The organism is Halomonas sp. TH-94 (assembly GCF_057473365.1).
In genome coordinates this window covers 23,302-43,029 of the sequence record NZ_JBYCKL010000029.1, presented here as the reverse complement: position 1 = coordinate 43,029, position 19,728 = coordinate 23,302, and the positions used below count along the sequence as shown (strand labels likewise).

The following is a 19,728-nucleotide window of genomic DNA, read 5'->3' as shown; positions in this document are numbered from 1 at the left end:
GGCCTACGGTGAACGCGATGCAGGCCGATCAGCCGCTATCGCCTCCGGCTACCGGCACTATGCTGCCGGTGATGTAGCTGGCATCGCGGGAGGCCAGGAACAGGATCGGACCGGCCTGCTCGTCGAGAGTGCCGTAGCGGCCCATGAAACTGGTGGCCTTGGTCTGGTCGATCAGTTGCTGATACCACGCCTTTTCCTGCTCGCTGGGCTCGGCGGCGTTGCGCGGCGTTACCCGCGGTGGCGCCTCGGTGCCCCCGGGGGCGGTGGCGTTGACGCGAATGCCGTACTCGGCGTACTCGAAGGCCAGCGCCACGGTCATGGCGTTGACGCCGCCCTTGGCCGCGGCGTAGGGCACGCGGTTGATGCCGCGGGTAGCCACCGAGGAGACGTTGACGATGTTGCCCTCGCTCGCCAGCAGGTAGGGCAGCGCCGCGCGGCAGCACCACAGGGTGGGGAACAGCGAGCGGCGCACCTCGGCCTCGATCTGCTCGGGCGTGTAGTGAGCGTATGGCTGGGCCCAGATAGTGCCGCCGACGTTGTTGATCAGCACATCGAGCCGGCCGTAGTGCTCCTGCACCTGGCGCATCACGCCTTCGGCGCCTTCCCAGACTTCCAGATCGGCCTGAATGGCGATGGCCTCGAGACCCGACTCGCGCAGCTCGGCCGCCACCCGCTCGACGTGTTCGGCGCGGTCCACCAGCGCCAGCCTGGCACCCTCGGCGCCGGCACGCTCGGCGACGCGACGGCCGATGCCCTGGGCGGCGCCGGTGATCACCATCGTCTGGTCCTGGAAGCGCGCGCTCATGCCACCGCCTCCTTCTTTGCTTCTTCCGGGGCCAGGCTCGGGGTGAACTTCTCGTAGTGAAAGCTGGCCGGGGAAAAGGCCTGCTCGCGGAAGTGAGCGAGCACCGCATCCACCATGGGCGGCGGCCCGCACAGGTAGACGTCGACCTCGCCGTCGTGCAGCAGCTCGGGGGCCATGTGGTGGGTCACGTAGCCCTTGCGCATGTGCCCGCTGGTCTTATCGGCGACCACCGTGGTGTAGGCGAAGTCGGGCAGCGCTTCGACGAAGGCGTCGAGCTCGTCGAGCTTGACCAGGTGATCGTCGACGTTCACGCCGTAGAGCAGACGGATCGGCTGATCGCAGCCCTGCTCCCCCAGTTGGCGCAGCATGGCCAGAAACGGCGCCAGGCCGGTGCCGCCGGCCAGCATCAGCACGGGCCGCCTGACCTCGCGCAGGTAGAAGCTGCCCATCGGCCCGGTCAGGGTCAGCGCATCCCCGGGCTTAGCCGTCCCGCTGAGATAGCCGCTCATCAGGCCTTCCGGCACGTTGCGAATAAGGAAGGTGGCACGGCGTTCACCGGGCAGCGAGCTGAACGAGTAGGAGCGCGTCTCGTCGCTGCTTGGCACCTGGATATTGACGTACTGGCCCGGCAGGAAAACGAGGCCCTCGCCCTGCTCCAGGTACTCTTCATTCAGCTCTATGGCCAGCTCGAAGCTGTCCTCGGAGAGGCGCCCGACCTCGGCGACCCGGGCGGGAAACTCACCCACCGCGGTCTTGCACAGGGTCGATGCCACCGGCACCTGCACCACGCAATCCGACGACGGCACCATCTGGCAGGTCAGTACCATGCCCTCGGCGACCTCCTCGTCGGAGAGCGCCTCGTCGATGTACTCGTCGCCCAGATCGAACTGACCCTGCTCGCAGCTGCCCTTGCAGGTGCCGCAGACGCCGTCGGAGCAGTCCATCGGCAGGTTGACCTTGTGGCGATAGGCGGCGTCGAGCACCGTTTCGCCATCCTTGCAGGTGATGAAGCGGGTCACGCCGTCTTCGAAGTTGAGGGCTATGTTGTAGCTCATGCTCGTCTCCTCCCCCACCTGGTTCACGATCGTTCAGACGTGATACACGTCGATGACCTGGTGGATGTAGTCGTTGTTGAGCACCACCTTCTTGCTGGCGATCAGCGGCTCTCCGCCGCTCACGTCAAGGGTGTAGAAGGAGGTGCCGAAGTAGCCGTCGGTCTGCTGATAGCGATGACTCAGGGTGTGCCAGTTGAAGCGCAGCTCGACCGTGTCGCCTTCCTGGGAGAGCACCTCCAGATTGGAGATCTGGTGGGTGGTGCGCGGCTCGGGAATGCTGGAGGCGCCGGAGCGCTCGGTCTTGATGCGGTAGACGCGATCCTCGAGCCCCTCGCGGTTGGGGTAATAGATCAGCGAGATCTCGCGCTGCGGGTCTTCGGTCAGCCGGTCGTCGTCGTCCCAGGCCGGCATCCAGAACACCGCGTCCTTGCGATAGCACGTCAGCCACTCGTCCCACTCGCGGTCGTCGAGCAAACGGGCTTCACGATGGATGAAGGCCTGGATGGCCATAAAATCGATGCTCATGATGCCCTCCTCAGGATTCGCTCGTTGCTACGGGCGTGGTGGCGATGAACTGGCTGCGCTCTTTGTCGATGGCGCGCAGCATCTCCTCGACCCAATGCTTGTGGTGCAGCACGTAGAGTCCTTCGTCCTCGGGCGAGGCACCGCTGAGCAGCGGCTTCATGTCGATGGCGCGGGCGTTGTCGTCGGCGCCATCGATCCACTGCCTGGCACCGCGGGAAAGGTCGTTCCATTCCGCGTCGAGGCCGGCGTAGCCGTTCTGGCAGGCGCGGAACTCCTCCAGGTCGTCGGGCGTGCCCATGCCGCTGACATTGAAGAAGTCCTCGTACTGGCGGATGCGCAGGGCGCGGTTCTCGGCGGACTCCCCCTTGGGCGCGAAGCAGTAGATGGTGACTTCGCTCTTGTCCACGGCGATGGGACGAATGACGCGGATCTGGGTGGAGAACTGATCCATCAGGTAGACGTTGGGGTAGAGGCAGAGGTTGCGGGTCTGGTTGACGATGGAATCGGCCCGCGCCTCGCCGAGCTCCTGCTCGATGCGCTCGCGCTGGGAGTAGACCGGGCGCACCTCGGGGTTGAGCAGGCGCGTCCACAGCATCATGTGGCCGTTGTCGTAGGAGTAGAAGCCGCCCATGCTCTTCGACCAGCCGTTGGCGTCCACCGCCTTGGTGCCCCCAGCGTCGTAGTTACGCCGCTCCATGGTCGAGGCATAGTTCCAGTGCACGGTGCTGACGTGATAGCCGTCGGCACCGTTCTCGGCGCCCAGCTTCCAGTTGCCGTTGAAGGTGTAGGAGGAGGTGCCGCGCAGGATCTCGATCCCTTCCGGTGCCTGATCGACGATGTTGTCGATGATCTTGGTGGTCTCGCCGAGGTACTCGGTGAGCGGGGCCACGTCGGCACTCAGGCTGCCGAACAGGAAGCCGCGGTAGTTCTCGAAGCGCGCCACACGTTTGAGATCGTGGGAGCCCTCCTGCTTGAAGCTCTCCGGGTAGGCACCGGCCTTCTCGTTCTTGGCCTTGAGCAGCTTGCCGTCGTTCTTGAACGACCAGCCGTGGAACGGGCAGGTGAAGGTGCCCTTGTTGCCGCGCTTCTTGCGGCACAGGGTCGCGCCGCGGTGGGCGCAGGCGTTGATCAGCGCGTGCAGCTCACCCTGCTTGTCGCGGGTGAGGATCACCGGCTGGCGGCCCATGGTGACGGTCATGTAGTCGCCCGGCTCCGCTACCTGGCTCTCATGAGCCAGGAACAGCCAGTTGCCCTCGAAGATGTGCTTCATCTCCAGCTCGAAGAAAGCCGGGTCGGTGAACATGCTGCGGTGGCAGCGGAAGATACCGTTCTCGGGGTCGTCGACGACGGCGCCGCGAACGCGTTTCTCGAGACGATCAAGCTGTGCGGTCATGGCTCCAACTCCTCGTGGCTCTTGTCAGGTCGTGAGGCTCCCCTACCCGCCGGCCGAAACCGACGGGGGAGCGCTACGTATCGTCAGGTGACTTGCGAAAAAGCGTCGGGCGATCAGGCCTCGGCGGGTTCGCGCTTGGCCGGCGCCGCCTCGTCTTCGAGAGCCCGCGGGCGCTTGTGACGGCTTTGCTGCTCGGGGTCGGCGGTGGCTGCCAGCTCGACGTCGAACACCACCTCGGTGAAGGGAGCTTCGAGACCGCGTTTGGCGGCTTCGCCGGCATCCTCGATACGGGTGGCATCGACCACCAGCTCCTCGCGGGTAGCGAAGGCGAAGTCGTCCCAGGTGTACTCGTCGCCGGCGAGATTGATCTGGGTGGTCAGATGACGATGACCCGGCGCCGAGACGAAGAAGTGGATGTGCGCGGGGCGCTGACCGTGACGACCCAGCAGCTTGAGCACCTGGTCGGTAGGGCTGCCTGCCGGCACGCCGTAGCCGGAGGGAATGATGCTGCGGGCGCGGTAGCGTCCCTCGGCGTCGGCGATGATGGTGCGGCGCAGGTTGTACTGCGACTGCGAGGGGTCGAAGAAGGAGTAGCCGCCCTTGGAGTCGGCGTGCCAGATCTCCACCTGGGCGCCGGCCACCGGCTTGCCCTGGGTGTCGCGCACCTGGCCAGTCAGCCACATCACCTCGGCGTTCGTGTCGCTGCCGTCATCCATGCGCGCCTCGCCTTCGCTCACCGGCGCGCCGGCCACGTAGAGAGGACCCTCGATGGTGCGCGGCGTACCGCCGGTCAGGCCGGCCTGCTCGTCGGCAGCGTCCATGCGCATGTCGAGGAAGTGGTCGAAACCAAGCCCCGGGGCCAGCAGGCCGAACTGGCTCTCCTTGCCCAGCTCGTTGAGCAGGCTCACCGCCGACCAGAACTCCTCGGGGCTGACATCGAAGTCGTCGATCAGGCGGTACACGTCGGAGAGCAGGCGATGCAGGACCTGCTTGGCACGGTGGCTGCCGCCCTGCTCGTCGAAGCCGGCCACGGCCTTGAGAAAGTTCTGTACGTCGGGGGTGTCATGGATCTTCACGGTCATGGGTCATACCTCGTTGTCGTTGGAGGCCCCGCAGGGCTGGCGTGTTGGTTCGTGGGTCAGCTGTCGTCGTCGCGAATGGATGAGGGATGGCGGCACAGCGGCTTGACGCCGATCTCCATCCACGGGAAGAGCGGCAGGCCCGCGACGATCTCCTGCAGCTCGGCGTTGTCGCGCACGTCGAAGATGCTGACGTTGGCGTAGCTGCCCGCGACCCGCCACAGGTGGCGCCACTTGCCCTGGCGCTGCAGCTCCTGGGCGTACTCCTTCTCGCGCGCCTTGATCGCGGCAGCCTCTTCGGCCGGCATCGATGGCGGCAGCTTGACGGTCATTTCCACTTGGAAAAGCATGCGTTTCTCCTCAACGGCGGACGTAATGCGCCAGCTTGTCTTCATCCAGGGCTACTCCCAGCCCCGGACCCGTGGGCAGCGCGACGCCGAACTCGCCGTAGGCGAGCGGCTCGACGACGATGTCGTCCTTGAGCAGCAGCGGGCCGAACATCTCGCTGCCCCAAGCCAGTTCGGGCAGCGTCGCCCAGGCGTGCAGCGAGGCAGCGGTGCCGATGGTGCCCTCCAGCAGGGTGCCGCCGTATAGGCCGATACCGGCCGCCCGGGCCACCTCGGCCAGCGCCAGGGCGCCACGGGGGCCGCCGGCCTTGGCGATCTTCAGCGCATAGGCGCCGCCGAACCCCGCCGCGGCCAGGGCGAAGCCGTCGCGAGCGTCGGCCACCGCCTCGTCGGCCAGCATCGGCACCTCGAAGCGGTTGGCCAGACGCACCAGGCCGGCATGCTCACGGGCGGGAATCGGCTGCTCGATCAGCTCGATGCCGGCGGCCTGCAGTGCGGCGATGCCGCGCACGGCGGTGCTTTCATCCCATGCCTGGTTGACGTCGACGCGTACACTGGCGCGAGCACCCAAGGCCTCCTTGATCGCGGCGACGTGGCGCACGTCCTCATCCACGCTGTTGGCGCCGATCTTGAGCTTGAAGTCGCAATGGCGGCGTTGCTCCAGGCGCTGGAAGGCCTCGTCGATGTCGCGGGCGGTGTCACCGCTGGCCAGGGTCCACAGCACCGGCAGGTGGGCGTGGCGCGTGCCGCCGAGCAGCTCGGCCATGGGCAAGCCGAGGCGCTTGCCCCGGGCGTCGAGCAGGGCGGTTTCCAGCGCCGACTTGGCGATGGCGTTGCCGCGGGCGTGACGGTCGAGGCGGGCACGCAGCACGGCAACGGCGTCCGCCGGCTGGCCGATCAACAGCGGCGCCAGGTAGGTGTCGATGTTGCGCTTGATGCTTTCCGGGCTTTCGGGCCCGTAGGCGAGCCCACCGATGGTGGTGCCCTCACCCAAGCCCTCGACGCCGTCGGAGTCACGCAGACGCACGATGACCAGCGTCTGGCAGGCCATGGTGGTCATGGAGAGCTTGTGGGGGCGGATGGTCGGCAGATCGACCAGCAGCGTTTCGATGGACTCGATTACGGATGACATGCGCGCTCCGGCGGTTCGGTGTTTCGATACCGAAGCAGTTTGATTGCCACGATGCAGCCGAACCAATATCGTTTAGGTCCGAAGCCATACCCTGGAGGTATCATGGAGCTGCGACATCTACGCTACTTCTGCATGGTCGCGGAGGAGCTTAACCTGACTCGGGCAGCAGCCAAGCTGCACATGGCGCAGCCGCCTTTATCGAGACAGATCAAGCAATTGGAGAGCGAGATCGGGGCCGAGCTGTTCGAGCGCAGCGCGCGCGGCCTGCGCCTGACCCCGGCAGGCCAGTTCTTCCATGAGCATACCCTGCAGATACTGGACAAGGTCGACACCACCGTTGCCGCGACTCAGCGTCTGGCCCGCAGCAAGCGTGTGATGTTCGGCATCGGCTTCGTGCCGTCGGTGTTCTACGGGCAGCTGCCGCTGCTGGTGCGGGAGTTACGACAAAAGGATAACGTCGAGCTGGTGCTGGCCGAGCTGACCACGGTGCAGCAGGTGAAGGCGCTCAAGAGCGGGCGCATCGACCTCGGCTTCGGCCGCATGCGCATCGACGACCCCGACGTGGAGCAGGAGAACCTGTTCGACGAGCCGCTGATGGCGGCCCTGCCCGAAGGCCACCCGCTGGCCGATACCAGACCGACCCTGGCCCAGCTCGCCGAATACCCGCTGGTGCTGTTCCCGGCCCAGCCGCGACCGAGCCTGGCCGACATGACGCTGGGACTGTTTCGCCGCCGCGGACTCAAGGTCACCGTGGCCCAGGAGGCCAACGAGCTGCAGACGGCGCTGGCGCTGGTCGCCTCGGAGATCGGCATCACCCTGGTGCCGGAGCAGGTCAGGCGCGTGCAGCGCGACGGTATCGTCTACGTCTACCTGGCCGATCCGGGACTCACCTCGCCGGTGATCTGCAGCCGGCGCAAGGGCGAAGCCCCGTCATCGATCATGCGGGAGGCCAATGCCATTCTCGAAGTGCTGGTGGAGAATCGCCGCAGCGGGCGCTATCCCTAGGCTCTGTCCGAAAACTGGCTGCGCTCGCCGACTTTTCAGACAGAGCCCAACGGGGCGGCCACGGCCAGGCAGGATGCTCGGCTGCCGTGGCGCGACAGCAGCGTGAACTCCTCGAGCGCGAGATCGGCGGCATCGAGCTGCGCCCTGAACGCCTGCTCGTAGGTCACCTGCCCGAAGTCGATGCTGGTGAGTCGTTTGAGCATGGGTTTTAGCCGCTCCATCCCGGGCGAGGGCCGCAGTTGGATGGTCTGAGTGAAATAGAGTCGCCCACCCGGGCTCAGCTGCGCCGCACAGTGGCGCAGCGCCCGCTCGGGCTCCGGCAGCAGCATGAAACTGGCGGAAAAATAGACGGCATCGTAAGGCCCACCGCCGTGATCGTAGACGGATTCGAGACGCACCTCGGCATGGGCGCAGAGCGACGCTTCCTCGAGCCGGCGCCGGGCACGCTCGATGTAATCGGCGTCGATGTCGATACCGGTGACGCTCAACCCCTTGCGCCTCACCGTCTCGGCGTTGGCCGCCAGCGCCCCGGCCGTACCGACCCCGACATCCAGCACCCTCGCCCCCTCGGATAGGCGTTCAAGCACCTCGGCATACCAGCGGGTGGTCAGCCTGAGGATCAGGGTGTCGTAGATCAGGCTTCGGAGCATGGCTCAGCGACCACGCTTGCGGGCAAAGAAGGCATCGATGGCGGCCTGGGCCTCCGGCGAGCCGCAGCGCTCCAGCAACCGCTCCTCCTCCCGCGCAAAGGCGCTGTCGACAGCGCCGTCACTCTCGCGCAGCAGCGCCTTGATGGCGAGCAGCGCTTCAAAGGGCTTGGCCAAGAGGCGTTCGGCACAGTCGAGCGCCTGCATCATCGCCTTGCCGTCGGGGGCGACGTCGGTGATCAGGCCCAGTTCGATGGCACGCGCCGCGGTGAACGCCTGGCCCAGCATCAGCATGGCCGTGGTGGACTTGGTGCCGGCCAGCCGGGGCAGCAGATAGGTGGTGGCACCCAACGGGGTCAGGGCGAAATTGACGAAGGGCAGGCAGAAGCGGGTCGAGTGGCCGGCATAGGCGAAGTCGCAGTGCAACAGAATCGACGAGCCGAGCCCCAGCGCCAGCCCCTCGGCGGCGGCCACCACGGGCTTGGGAAAGGCGTGAAGGCGGCGCAGGAAGGCGATGGCCGGGACACTCGCGGCGTCGGCCAGCGCCTTGTAGTCGTTGAGGTCGTTGCCGGCGGTGAAGCAGTTGTCGCTGCCGGTGATGACCAGCACCTTGACCTCGGCATCCGCCTCGGCTGCATCGAGCACCTCGATCAACCGCGCGTAGCTCGCCGCGTCCAGAATGTTGCGTCGCTCGGGACAGCTGATTCTGAGCAGCTCGATGCCGCCCTCTCGCCGAGACGTGGTGATGTCGGTTGCCATGATCGCTCTCCTCGAGGCTAAGGGCCTGATCACAGCATAAGAAAAAATTAATAAGGAAGCTAAGGTTTCAAGCCTTCCGCGAATTACGACGACAGCTTGACCGATGCTCGCCGCCGCCCGCTACGCCGGGCCGCCAGGCGCGCCTCGGCCCTCTCCTGCAGCTGCGGCTGGGCCAGACATTCCAGATGCAACGCCCATTCGCGGCTCAGTCCCTCATCGAACGGCTCGTGTACCGCAGCGCCCAAGGCGTCGAACAGCCTTGAACAGGCCGGGTTATCGCGAACCTCCGCGGGCAAGGCGTCGTACTGCCTCTCGAGCCAGCTCGCCACGTCGGCCACCGGCACCTTGATACGCCGCTCCCGTGTGGGGCGTGAACCTTGCGACACCAGTTGCCACGCCACCTGCTGCTGCTCGGCTTCAACGTGCAGTCGCGGTGCCACTCGGTCGATCAGTCCCAGCCGCTGTGCTTCGCTGGCACCGATGGTGTCGCCGGTAAGCAGCAGGCGCAACGCAGCAGCGAGCCCCACCAGCCTGGGCAGACGTTGAGTGCCGCCGGCACAAGGTATCAGCCCCAGGGCGATTTGCGGCAGGCCCAGGCGAAGCTCCGGCGGGCCGAGCCGGTAATCGCAGGCCATGGCCAGCTCCAGGCCGCCCCCCAGCACCGCCCCGTGCAGCCACGCCACGCTGGGCTTGCTGCCGCTCTCGATGGCGAGCGTCAGCTCGGGCAGGGAAGGGGATTCATGCAGGCGGTCGAGCTCCCCCATGTCGGCCCCCGCCGAGAAGCAGCGACCACCCGACTTCAGCAGTACCCACTCGACGGCGTCATCGCTCTCGGCAGCCGCCAGCGCCTGCATCAGCTCGCTGCGCAGCCGCTGGGTCAAGGCATTGACCGGCGGGTTGAACAGGGTGATCCGCGCGCAATTGGCCTCGCAGATCAGGGTCACGGCTCGGCTCATGGCTCATCTCGCTGAGTAGTCATTGTCATCGCCAAGCGCATCGTCACATGACAAGAGCTTGTCACAGTTTGGCCGCCGCCACACGCCCAGGCTTTGCATGACAGTTTAGCCATACCGGAATAAAAGACAATGTATTGACATAAATTTCGACCTCGCCTAGCTTGACTTCACGACATGACGGAGCCGAGCCCTCAGGTCTCGTGTCACTCCAAACAACGAACAATGCGATATCAGGAGCTTGTATGGCTATCGAGACGAATCTGACCCCCGAGCGCAGGCAGGCCATGATCGCCACTGGCGCCTGGAATGACATGCTCTTGACAGATTATCTGGATGAAGCCGCGACCGCCGCCGCGACTCGCCCGGCCATCGTTACCTATCGCATGGCCGATGGCTCACACGCTTCGCTGACCTACGCCGAGCTGAACGAGAAGGTTACGCGTATGGCCGCGGGACTTGCCGGACTGGGCGTAGCGAAGGGCGACGTGGTTTCCTGTCAACTGCCCAACTGGTGGCAGATGACGGCGCTGCACCTGGCCTGCATGCGAATCGGCGCGGTACTCAACCCCTTGATGCCGATATTCCGCGAGCACGAGCTACGCTTCATGCTGGCCCAGGCCGAGAGCAAGGTGTTCGTGGTGCCCGGCGTGTTCCGCGGCTTCGATCACGCCGCCATGGCACGAGGCCTGCAGGCCGAGCTTACCGCTCTCGAGCAGGTGCTGGTGGTAGGCGGTGAGGGCGTGGACAGCTTCGAGACGGTACTGCTCGAGCGCGCCTGGGAGCAGCAAACCGATACCGCCGCCCTCTTCGCTGCACGCCGCCCCAGCGGTGACGACGTGGTCCAACTGCTCTATACCTCGGGCACCACCGGCAAGCCAAAGGGGGTGATGCATACCTCCAACACGCTGATGAGCCATATCCGTCCCTTTGCCACTCGGCTGGGGCTGGGTAACGATGACACCGTGTTCATGCCCTCGCCGCTGGCCCACCAGCTCGGCTTCCTGTACGGCTTGATGCTGCCGATTTATCTCAAGGCCACCGCGGTGCTGCAGGACACCTGGAAACCGGCCGAGGCCGTCGACATCATTCGTGCCGAGAAGCCCAGCCTGATGCTCGGCTCCACACCCTTCCTGGCGGACATCGCCGAGCAGGCTGAAACCCACGGCCCCGAACTGCAGTCGCTCAAGCTGTTCATGTGCGCCGGCGCGCCGATCCCCAGCCCCTTGGTGGAAAAGGCCGCACGCAACCTGCCTACCCGGATCATTTCCGCCTGGGGGATGACCGAGAACGGCGCGGTGACCACCACCCGCCCCGGCGACGACCCGTCCCGCGCCGTGCATACCGATGGCCTGCCGCTGCCCTTCATGGAGCTGAAGGTCACCGACCTGGAAGGCAACTCCGTGCCTCCCGGCGAGGAAGGACCGCTCTACGTGCGCGGCGCCAGCCTCTTCGTCGGCTACTTCAAGCAGCCCGAGCTCTATGGCGTCGACGCCGAGGGCTGGTTTCCCACCGGCGACCTGGCCCGCCTCGATGAGCAGGGCTATGTGCGCATCACCGGGCGCTCCAAGGACGTGGTGATCCGCGGCGGCGAGAACATTCCCATCGTCGATATCGAGAACGCGCTCTACCAGCATCCGGCGATCCAGGCCGTGGCCCTGGTGGGCAAGCCCGATGAGCGCTTGGGCGAGCGGCTATGTGCCTACGTGACCCTCAAGGAGGGGCATGAGTCGCTGACGCTCACAGAGGTCACGGCCTTTCTCAGCGAACGCCAGGTGACGCGCCAGTACCAGCCGGAGTTCCTGGAAGTGCTCGACGAGCTGCCGCGCACCCCCTCGGGAAAGATTCAGAAATTCAAGCTGCGCGAGCAGGCCGGCCAAAGCGTGGCGTGAGCCGCCCCATCTCCCCAAGCTCCATTTCCGCAACAGAGAGGATCGCATGAGAGGACTCAAGCACAAGACCGTCATCGTCACCGGTGGCGGCGGCGGCATCGGCCGCGCCGTGTGTCGACGCTTCGCCGAAGAAGGCAGCAGGGTGGCAGTGCTCGACCGCGACCTCGACGCCGCCCGCACCACGGTGGAGCTGATCGCGGAGGCCGGCGGCCAGGCTCGCGCCTATGGGGCCGACATCACCGACTACGCCGCCATCGTCGAGACGCTCGAGCGCATCGAGGCCGAGCTCGGCGTGCCCGGGGTACTGGTCAACAATGCCGGCTTCGACCGTTTCATGCCGTTCCTCAAGACCGAGCCTGCGCTGTGGGAGTCGCTGATCGCGGTGAATCTCACCGGCGCGCTCAACATGCACCACGTGGTGCTGCCGAAGATGGTCGAGGCCGGCGGCGGCAAGGTGATCAACGTCGCCTCCGATGCCGCCCGGGTCGGCTCCTCCGGCGAGGCGGTCTACGCCGCCTGCAAGGCCGGGCTGCTGGGGCTGAGCAAGACCCTCGCCCGTGAGCTCGCCACCAAGGGCGTGACCCTCAACGTGGTCTGCCCCGGCCCTACCGACACCGCGCTGCTGCAGGGCTTCGCCGAGACCTCCCGGGATCCGGAGAAGCTGCTCGAGGCGTTCCGTAACGCCGTGCCCATGCGCCGCATCGGCCAGCCCGAGGACTACCCGGGGATCATCGCCCTGCTCGCCAGCGACGACGCCGATTTCATCACCGGGCAAGTGATCAGTGTTTCCGGTGGACTGACGATGGCGGGTTGACGCCACAGCAACCTATTGAAGGAAGAGTTTCATGACACTGCAGACGCCGAACTACGAAGACATCCTCTTTGAGGTCACCGACGGCGTGGCGACCATCACCATCAACCGGCCCGAGCGCTACAACGCCTTCCGTGGCCAGACCTGCATGGAGCTGCTCGACGCCTTCAACCGTGCCGGATGGGACAAGTCGGTCGGGGTGATCGTGCTCACCGGCGCCGGCGGCAGGGCATTCTGCACCGGCGGTGACCAGGGCGCCCATGAAGGCCAGTACGACGGCCGCGGCATCATCGGCCTGCCGGTGGAGGAGCTGCAGACGCTGATCCGCCAGGTGCCCAAGCCGGTCATCGCCCGGGTCAACGGCTTCGCCATCGGCGGCGGCCATGTGCTGCACGTAGTGTGCGATCTCTCCATTGCTGCCGAAACCGCCGTCTTCGGTCAGGTGGGACCCAAGGTGGGCTCGGTGGACCCGGGCTTCGGCACCGCCTACCTCGCCCGGGTGATCGGCGAGAAGCGCGCCCGTGAGATCTGGTACCTGTGCCGCAAGTACAGCGCCGCCCAGGCGCTTGAGTGGGGGCTGGTCAATGCCGTGGTGCCGCCCGAGCAGCTCGACGAGGAGGTGCGCAAGTGGTGCGACGAGATCCTCGAAAAGAGCCCCACTGCGCTCTCCATCGCCAAGCGCTCGTTCAATGCCGACAGCGAGAACATTGCCGGCATCGGCGCGCTGGGCATGCAGGCGCTGAGCCTCTACTACGAGACCGACGAGTCGCGGGAAGGAGTCGCTGCCTTCAAGGAGAAGCGACGGCCCGAATTCCGCAACTTCTACAAGTAACGGCCCTGCCGCGAGGATGACAGCATGAACTTTGCCTTTACCGAACAGCAGCAGGCCATTCGCGAGAGCGTGGCACGGCTGGCCGCCGACGCCCTGGCACCGCGCTACCGCGCCCGTGAGCAGGAAGCATGCATCGAGCGCGAGATCGTCGCCCAGCTCGGTGAAATGGGCTGTCTCGGCGGCGAGCTGCCCGAGGAGTACGGCGGCAGCGGCCTGGACTGCGTGACCAGCGGCATCATCGTCGAGGAGATTTCCCGCGGCGACTTCAATGTCGGTTACCTGCCGCTGCTGGCCTCGCTCAACGGCCAGATCATCGCCAGCTACGCCCGCCCCGAGCTGGCCCGCGAGTGGCTCGGCGGCATCACCGCCGGGCGCAAGATCGCCTGCATTGCGCTGACCGAGCCCCACGGTGGCTCGGACGCCGCCAACCTCAAGCTCAAGGCCACCCGCGACGGCAGTAGTTTCCTGCTCAACGGCGAGAAGACCTCGATCTCCATGGCCGACCAGGCCGACGTGGCGGTGGTCTTTGCCCGCACCGGCACCCAGGAGCAGCGCGCCAGCGGTATCAGCGCCTTCCTCGTACCCATGGACTCGCCCGGTATCTCCACCAGCCGCTTCGAGGACTCGGGGCAGCGCGCCATTGGCCGCGGCTCGATTTTCTTCGACAATGTCGCGGTACCGGCCGATCACATGCTCGGCGACGAGGGCCAGGGCTTCAAGCAGGTGATGCAGGGCTTCGACTACAGCCGTGCGTTGATCGGCCTGCAGTGCCTGGCAGTGGCCCAGCAGTCGCTGGACGAAACCTGGCAGTGGCTCACCGAGCGCGAAGCCTTCGGCCAGAAGCTCGCCGCCTTCCAGGGGCTGACCCATCCTCTGGCGGAGTACCAGACCTACGTCCAGGCCGCCCGCCTGCAGTGCTACTACGCTTTGTGGCTGAAGGATCAGAACCTGCCTCACACCAGCGAGGCGGCAATGAACAAGTGGTGGGGACCGAAACTCGCCTTCGACGTGATCAAGCAGTGCATGCTGGCCCACGGCCACACGGGCTGGGGCGAGGACATGCCCTTCTCCCAGCGCATGCGCGACGTCCTGGGCCTGCAGATCGGCGACGGTACCGCCCAAATAATGAAGAACATCATCGCTCGCCAGGCGGTGCCCAGATGACCAGCCTCATCGCGACCGGACGTCCGGAAGCTCGCCTGGCGGCGCGACTCGACCAAGGAGTGCCATCGATGGCGATTCAGGACGACAAGAGTGTGGCCAACCGGCTGTTCTTCCGTCTCTTCCAGGCCAGCAACATCCTGCAGAAGCAGACGGTCGGTCAGGTCGGCCTCACCACGGTCCAGTGGGCCGTGCTGGGCGCCCTGTCGCGCAAGGGGTACGAGGACGGAATCTCCTTCAATCAACTCACCGAGTACCTGATCGTCAGCCGCCAGAGTCTCGACGGTGTGCTCAAGCGGCTGGAGCGCGACGATCATGTAAGACGCATACCGCATCCGGAGGACAAGCGCGCCCGGCTGATCCTGCTCACCGAGCAGGGGCGAGAGTTCTGGGAGAGCCTGCAGCCGCGCATTCACGAGTTCTATGCCCAGGGGCTTTCCAGCTTCACCTTCGACGAGACGGTGAGCCTGTTGCACTACCTCAACAAGTTCCAGAAGGACCTGGAGGCCATCGCCATGCAGGATGCTCCGACCGCCGAGCACGAGGAGAGCTGACCACCACCACACCAATCCGACCGCCCTCGCCCCACCCTTTCGAACCACAACAACAACGGCTTCGTCATATGACGAGGCAGGAGAGTTCGTATGTCCGCAAAACGTCAATTCACCCTGAAAAGCAGCCTACTGGGACTGGCCGTGGCGCTTGCCGCCGGCACCGCCCAGGCCGAGATCAGCGACAACGAGATACGCATCGGCTATCTCGCCGACATGTCCGGCCCCTACCGCGACTTGGCCGGCCCCGGCGGTCTGGAGGCGCTGCGCATGGCCGTGGAGGACCACGGCGGCAGCATCCATGGCGCCCCCGTCGAGGTATTCAGCGCCGACGACCGCAACAGTGCCGACGTGGGCGCCAACACGGTGCGCGAGTGGATCGACCAGCGCAACGTCGACATGGTGGCAGGGTTGGTCGCCTCGTCGGTGACCATCGCCGCCACCCGGCTGCTGGCCGAGAACGACAAGATCGGCATGGTGTCCGGCGCCGCCGCGCTCAGCGTGACCAACGAGCACTGCACGCCCAATCACATTCAATGGGTCTATGACACCCATGCCATGTCCAACGGCTCGGCCCGGGCCATCGTCGAGGAGGGCGGCGACAGCTGGTTCATCATCGCCGCCGACTACGCCTTCGGCCACTCGCTGGAGGCCGACGTCGAGAAAGTGGTGGAAGAGAGCGGCGGGCAGGTGCTGGGCAAGGTGCGCCACCCCCTCAATACCGCCGACTTCTCTTCCTACATGCTGCAGGCCCAGGGGTCCGGGGCGAAGATCGTCGGCCTGGCCAACGCCGGCGCCGATACCGTCAACGCCATCAATACCGCGGGCCAGTTCGGGCTGGCGGAGTCGGGCCAGGCACTGGCGGGACTGATGGTGTTCCTCAACGATATCCATGCGCTGGGGCTGGAGACCACCCAGGGCATGCAGCTCACCACCGGGTGGTACTGGGACATGAACGACGAGGCCCGGGCCTGGGCCGAGCGCTACTACGAGCGCATGGGCAGCATGCCGACCATGGTCCAGGCCGGGGTCTACTCGAGTTCCATGCACTACCTCAACGCCATCGAGGCCACCGGTACCGACGATGCGGCCACGCTGCGCGCCTGGATGGGCGAAACGCCGGTCAACGACATGTTCACCGCCAACGGCGTGATCCGCGATGACGGCCGCATGGTTCATGACATGTATCTGGTGGAGGTGAAGTCGCCGGCCGAGTCCGAAGGCGAATGGGATCTCTACCGTATCGTGCGTACCATCCCGGGAGACGAGGCCTTCCTGCCGCTGACGCAGAGCGGCTGTCACCTGGTCAATTCCTGAGCGCCTGCCGGGCCGCTCCACCAGCGGTCCAGCTTCTGAAACCCCATATTGCGAGGAGTCTCCATGCACGTCGACGACGCCATCCGCAGCCGCAAATCAGTGCGCCGCTTCCTGCCCGACCCGGTTGGCCGCGACACGGTGGCCCACCTCATCGAAGTCGCCGGCCGAGCCCCCAGCGGCAACAACACCCAGCCGTGGCAGGTGCACGTGGTGGCGGGCGAGGCGCTGCACCGACTCAGCGACGCCATTCTCGCCGCCTTCGATGCCGGCGAGGAGCATCAGCCCGAGTATGCCTACTACCCCACCCAGTGGTTCGAACCCTACCGCGAGCGCCGCCAGCGCTGCGGCTACGGCCTCTACGAAGCGCTTGGCATCGAGCGCGAGGACAAAGCCCGGCGCCATGAACAGATGCGCCGCAACTTCCACTTCTTCGACGCCCCGGTGGCCATGATCGTGACCCTCGATCGGCGCCTCGAGACCGGCAGCTACATGGACGCCGGCATGCTGATCCAGAGCCTGATGACGACCGCCCGCGGCCAGGGCCTGCACACCTGCGCCCAGGCCGCCCTGGCCTGGTACCACCGGATCATCCGAGAGCAGCTGGGGCTCGCCGACCACGAACTGGTGCTGTGCGCCATCGCCCTGGGCCATGAAGATCCCGAGGCAGCGGAGAACCACTTCATCACCGAGCGCGAGCCGGTGGCGAACGTCGCCAGGTTTCACGGGTTCTGAGAGAAGCGCATGAGCTCGCCCGGTGAGATCGGAGCTTGCCGTCGCCGCACACACTTCGGCGACGGTGGGTATCGCTGTGGGTGGGGATGCATAGAGCGCATGAACGCCAACGGGGCCCAAAGCGGCATTACGTCGATAACTGTCCCACCACCTGATCGCGGCCCCTTGCCTTGGCGGCATAGAGGTGCCTGTCCGCATCCGCAAACATCTCGTTGAACCCCCGGGTCCGAGGATCCCCATCAGCGACACCCACGCTGATCGTCACCAGCACACTCCGGCTCTCCACCGCCACCGGTTCTGCACCGACGACTCGACGGAGCCCCTCGGCACGGCGCCAGGCAGCGCTGCCCCCACAGTCGTATAGCAGGACGCAGAACTCCTCCCCGCCCAACCGGGCTACCAAGTCCTGAGCCCGAACGGCCGAGAGAAGCCGTTGGGTGACGGCAATAATGACCTCGTCCCCCACGGCATGCCCATGGGTGTCATTGATCGTCTTGAAGTTGTCGATATCGATGAGAACGAGGGAATACTGCCCGCCCAGCGGGCAGAGAACTTGGCGAACCCGCTCGAAGCACTGCAAGAAATGGCGGCGGTTCGAGATGCCGGTCAGGCTGTCCTGGTTAGCAAGGGCTTCGATTCGACTGTGGGCGGCTTCCCGGGACCGTTCCTGATAATAGGCTGCGGCCCCAAAGGCCATCAACGCGCCTATGATATTGGTCAGAGCAGCCCCCGATGCCAAGGCCGGCCAATCATTTCGGTAAGCCATGGTAATCGAGAGGATGACCGCGAAGAACAGCAAGTAGACGGGCAAGCCCTTGCGCGTGCCGAGCAGGAAGAAATTGAGGATGGCAAAGAAAACCGTCCATACAGCCGCCGAAACATCGGCCTTCACATACCAATAGAAAAATGCCGCGAGGCACCCACAGGACAAGACCGTCGCCCAAGCCGAGCGCTCGATATTACGGTTTACCCGCATATCGACCAGCGCCAGTACGATGATGACGAAGAACCCTAACTCGACGGCAGCCAGCAGGACGGCCCCGAAGTGGAAGAAGTTGATCCCGGCGTACACCAGGGAAGTCAGCGCAACAATGATCAAGAAGCAGTTGGCCAACCCAAACCGTCGCGAGTCCACCCCCAAACCTATATCGGTATCGGTATCGCCCCACCACCTGCGCCACTGCGGTGTTTTCATTGTTTTCCCCGCACTCCTGCTGTCGCGCACCTCTCGAAAAAGCGGCGTTCACGAAAGCAAGACCTCATCCGCCACTGACAACCATGCTTGCAAATGGTAACAAAGGTATATCGGCGGGGTCGCGAAAGCCTTTAGATCAATTGATAGTGCTCGGCCAGGGCGACTGCAGGGACGGGCTGGGTTAGGCCCAGGCTCCAAATCCGACCTTAGTCTTAGCCTTCTCGATGGCATGAAAAAGCCCGGACCAACCACCACGGCCCGGGCAAGGAGGAAACGCAGGTGAGTGTTACTCGAGCGACTCGTAGGGCAGCCCGACGTAGTTCTCGGCGATGGTCTTGAGGCCGGCCTCGGAGGAGGTGAGGTAGTCGAGCTCGGCCTGCTGCATGCGGGTTTCGAAGCCCTCCTCGTCGGAGAACTTGTGCAGCAGCGAGGTCATCCACCAGGAGAAGCGCTCGGCCTTCCAGATGCGCTTCAGGCAGGTCCGCGAGTAGTTGGGAATCAGGTCGGTGCGGCCCTCCCGGTAGACCTTGACCAGCAGACGATAGAGCGTATTGACGTCGCTGGCGGCAAGGTTGAGCCCCTTGGCCCCGGTGGGCGGCACGATGTGCGCGGCATCGCCGACCAGGAACAGCCTGCCGTACTGCATCGGCTCGACGACGAAGCTGCGCAGCGGCGCGATGCTCTTCTCCAGCGAAGGGCCGGTGACCAGCTTGGCCGCAACCTCTTCGGGCAGACGACGCTTGAGCTCTTCCCAGAAGCGCTCGTCGGACCAGTTTTCGACTTTCTCGTCGAGAGGCACCTGGACGTAGTAGCGGCTGCGAGTCGGCGAGCGCATGCTGCACAGCGCGAAGCCGCGCTCGTGACGGGCATAGATCAGCTCTTCGGAGACCGGCGGCGTATCGGACAGCAGACCCAGCCAGCCGAATGGGTAGACCTTCTCGAACTCCTTGATGCGATCCTTGGGGATCGACTGGCGTGAGATGCCATGGAAGCCGTCGCAGCCGGCCACGTAGTCGCAATCGAGCCGCACCGTTTCGCCGTTCTTCTCGTAGGTGACGTAGGGCGCTTCGCTTTCGAGGTCGTGGGGCTGGACGTTGTCGGCTTCGTAGATCGTCGTACCGCCGGCGGCGTCGCGGGCCTCCATCAGGTCGCGGGTCACCTCGGTCTGGCCGTATACCATCACCGTCTTGCCACCGGTCAGCCCGGCCAGGTCGATGCGCACGCGGCGGTTGTCGAAAGCCAGCTCCACCCCGTCGTGGGGCAGCCCCTCTTCATCCATGCGCGCATCGACGCCGGCTTCACGCAGCAGGTCGACCATGCCCTGTTCCAGCACGCCGGCACGAATACGGCTTAGCACGTAGTCGCCACTCTTGCGTTCGAGGATCACGTTGTCGATCCCTTGGCGGCTCAGTAGCTGGCCGAGCAGCAGGCCGGAGGGGCCGGCACCGATGATGGCTACCTGGGTCTTCATGAAAAAAGCCTCTTGTTGTCAGGGGCACGACACATGAGTTGCATTTTTCAATGAAAACGACTCGTC

20 protein-coding genes are annotated in these 19,728 nt (G+C 65.4%); 8 read left to right on the top strand and 12 right to left on the bottom strand.

The window, feature by feature from the left end; genetic code table 11:
* Positions 1-28: 28 nt before the first annotated feature.
* The 7 genes from benD to AC2VNO_RS05045 form a co-directional block, all read right to left on the bottom strand.
* The gene (benD, locus tag AC2VNO_RS05075; protein WP_486933116.1) at positions 29-805 is read right to left on the bottom strand and encodes a benzoate diol dehydrogenase BenD; all 777 of its coding nucleotides are present in this window, start codon (positions 803-805) and stop codon (positions 29-31) included.
* A complete protein-coding gene (benC, locus tag AC2VNO_RS05070) occupies positions 802-1,860 on the bottom strand; it encodes a benzoate 1,2-dioxygenase electron transfer component BenC (protein WP_486933115.1) in 1,059 nt (352 codons plus the stop codon). Before benC ends, benD begins: the two co-directional genes overlap by 4 nt.
* A gap of 33 nt (positions 1,861-1,893) precedes the next feature.
* Entirely contained in the window at positions 1,894-2,385 is a 492-nt protein-coding gene (gene benB, locus AC2VNO_RS05065) for a benzoate 1,2-dioxygenase small subunit (RefSeq protein WP_486933114.1), read from the bottom strand.
* A 10-nt stretch (positions 2,386-2,395) separates the two neighbouring features.
* Positions 2,396-3,778 carry a Rieske 2Fe-2S domain-containing protein gene (locus tag AC2VNO_RS05060; RefSeq protein WP_486933113.1) on the bottom strand — a complete coding sequence of 461 codons (1,383 nt, stop codon included), beginning with the start codon at positions 3,776-3,778 and terminating at the stop codon, positions 2,396-2,398.
* A 113-nt stretch (positions 3,779-3,891) separates the two neighbouring features.
* Positions 3,892-4,860: a catechol 1,2-dioxygenase gene (catA, locus tag AC2VNO_RS05055; RefSeq protein ID WP_486933112.1), complete on the bottom strand. Its 969-nt coding sequence runs from the start codon at positions 4,858-4,860 to the stop codon at positions 3,892-3,894.
* Positions 4,861-4,916: 56 nt separating this feature from the next.
* Positions 4,917-5,207: a muconolactone Delta-isomerase gene (gene catC / locus AC2VNO_RS05050; protein WP_434230035.1), complete on the bottom strand. Its 291-nt coding sequence runs from the start codon at positions 5,205-5,207 to the stop codon at positions 4,917-4,919.
* Between the two features lie 10 nt (positions 5,208-5,217).
* The gene (locus tag AC2VNO_RS05045) at positions 5,218-6,336 is read right to left on the bottom strand and encodes a muconate cycloisomerase family protein (RefSeq protein ID WP_486933111.1); all 1,119 of its coding nucleotides are present in this window, start codon (positions 6,334-6,336) and stop codon (positions 5,218-5,220) included.
* A 102-nt stretch (positions 6,337-6,438) separates the two neighbouring features.
* Between AC2VNO_RS05045 and AC2VNO_RS05040 the strand changes: the two genes are divergently transcribed.
* The gene (locus AC2VNO_RS05040) at positions 6,439-7,341 is read left to right on the top strand and encodes a LysR family transcriptional regulator (protein WP_486933110.1); all 903 of its coding nucleotides are present in this window, start codon (positions 6,439-6,441) and stop codon (positions 7,339-7,341) included.
* Between the two features lie 35 nt (positions 7,342-7,376).
* On the opposite strand, the gene AC2VNO_RS05035 is transcribed toward AC2VNO_RS05040, so the two are convergent.
* From AC2VNO_RS05035 to AC2VNO_RS05025, 3 genes are all read right to left on the bottom strand, one after another.
* A complete protein-coding gene (locus tag AC2VNO_RS05035; RefSeq protein ID WP_486933109.1) occupies positions 7,377-7,991 on the bottom strand; it encodes a class I SAM-dependent methyltransferase in 615 nt (204 codons plus the stop codon).
* Between the two features lie 3 nt (positions 7,992-7,994).
* The gene (locus tag AC2VNO_RS05030; protein WP_486933108.1) at positions 7,995-8,747 is read right to left on the bottom strand and encodes an enoyl-CoA hydratase/isomerase family protein; all 753 of its coding nucleotides are present in this window, start codon (positions 8,745-8,747) and stop codon (positions 7,995-7,997) included.
* 83 nt (positions 8,748-8,830) lie between these two features.
* Positions 8,831-9,703: an enoyl-CoA hydratase/isomerase family protein gene (locus tag AC2VNO_RS05025; protein ID WP_486933107.1), complete on the bottom strand. Its 873-nt coding sequence runs from the start codon at positions 9,701-9,703 to the stop codon at positions 8,831-8,833.
* A gap of 242 nt (positions 9,704-9,945) precedes the next feature.
* On the opposite strand from AC2VNO_RS05025, the gene AC2VNO_RS05020 reads away from it, so the two are divergent.
* The 7 genes from AC2VNO_RS05020 to AC2VNO_RS04990 all read left to right on the top strand — a co-directional run bounded on the left by AC2VNO_RS05020 (position 9,946) and on the right by AC2VNO_RS04990 (position 16,996).
* Positions 9,946-11,592 carry an AMP-binding protein gene (locus AC2VNO_RS05020; protein WP_486933106.1) on the top strand — a complete coding sequence of 549 codons (1,647 nt, stop codon included), beginning with the start codon at positions 9,946-9,948 and terminating at the stop codon, positions 11,590-11,592.
* A 46-nt stretch (positions 11,593-11,638) separates the two neighbouring features.
* Positions 11,639-12,406, top strand: a complete 768-nt coding sequence (locus AC2VNO_RS05015) for an SDR family NAD(P)-dependent oxidoreductase (RefSeq protein WP_486933105.1) — start codon at positions 11,639-11,641, stop codon at positions 12,404-12,406.
* 31 nt (positions 12,407-12,437) lie between these two features.
* Positions 12,438-13,235 (top strand): enoyl-CoA hydratase-related protein, encoded by a 798-nt coding sequence (locus AC2VNO_RS05010; RefSeq protein ID WP_486933104.1) that lies wholly within the window; start codon positions 12,438-12,440, stop codon positions 13,233-13,235.
* 24 nt (positions 13,236-13,259) lie between these two features.
* Positions 13,260-14,399 carry a cyclohexanecarboxyl-CoA dehydrogenase gene (gene aliB, locus AC2VNO_RS05005; RefSeq protein ID WP_486933103.1) on the top strand — a complete coding sequence of 380 codons (1,140 nt, stop codon included), beginning with the start codon at positions 13,260-13,262 and terminating at the stop codon, positions 14,397-14,399.
* Complete coding sequence (locus tag AC2VNO_RS05000; protein ID WP_486933102.1) at positions 14,396-14,950, top strand: MarR family winged helix-turn-helix transcriptional regulator; 555 nt, start codon at positions 14,396-14,398, stop codon at positions 14,948-14,950. Before aliB ends, AC2VNO_RS05000 begins: the two co-directional genes overlap by 4 nt.
* Before the next feature lie 90 nt (positions 14,951-15,040).
* Entirely contained in the window at positions 15,041-16,264 is a 1,224-nt protein-coding gene (locus tag AC2VNO_RS04995) for an ABC transporter substrate-binding protein (protein ID WP_486933101.1), read from the top strand.
* A gap of 63 nt (positions 16,265-16,327) precedes the next feature.
* Complete coding sequence (locus AC2VNO_RS04990; protein ID WP_486933100.1) at positions 16,328-16,996, top strand: nitroreductase; 669 nt, start codon at positions 16,328-16,330, stop codon at positions 16,994-16,996.
* 127 nt (positions 16,997-17,123) lie between these two features.
* On the opposite strand, the gene AC2VNO_RS04985 is transcribed toward AC2VNO_RS04990, so the two are convergent.
* Both AC2VNO_RS04985 and pobA read right to left on the bottom strand, forming a co-directional pair.
* The gene (locus AC2VNO_RS04985; RefSeq protein ID WP_486933099.1) at positions 17,124-18,191 is read right to left on the bottom strand and encodes a GGDEF domain-containing protein; all 1,068 of its coding nucleotides are present in this window, start codon (positions 18,189-18,191) and stop codon (positions 17,124-17,126) included.
* A gap of 286 nt (positions 18,192-18,477) precedes the next feature.
* Positions 18,478-19,662 (bottom strand): 4-hydroxybenzoate 3-monooxygenase, encoded by a 1,185-nt coding sequence (gene pobA, locus AC2VNO_RS04980; protein WP_486933098.1) that lies wholly within the window; start codon positions 19,660-19,662, stop codon positions 18,478-18,480.
* Between the last annotated feature and the right edge of the window lie 66 nt (positions 19,663-19,728).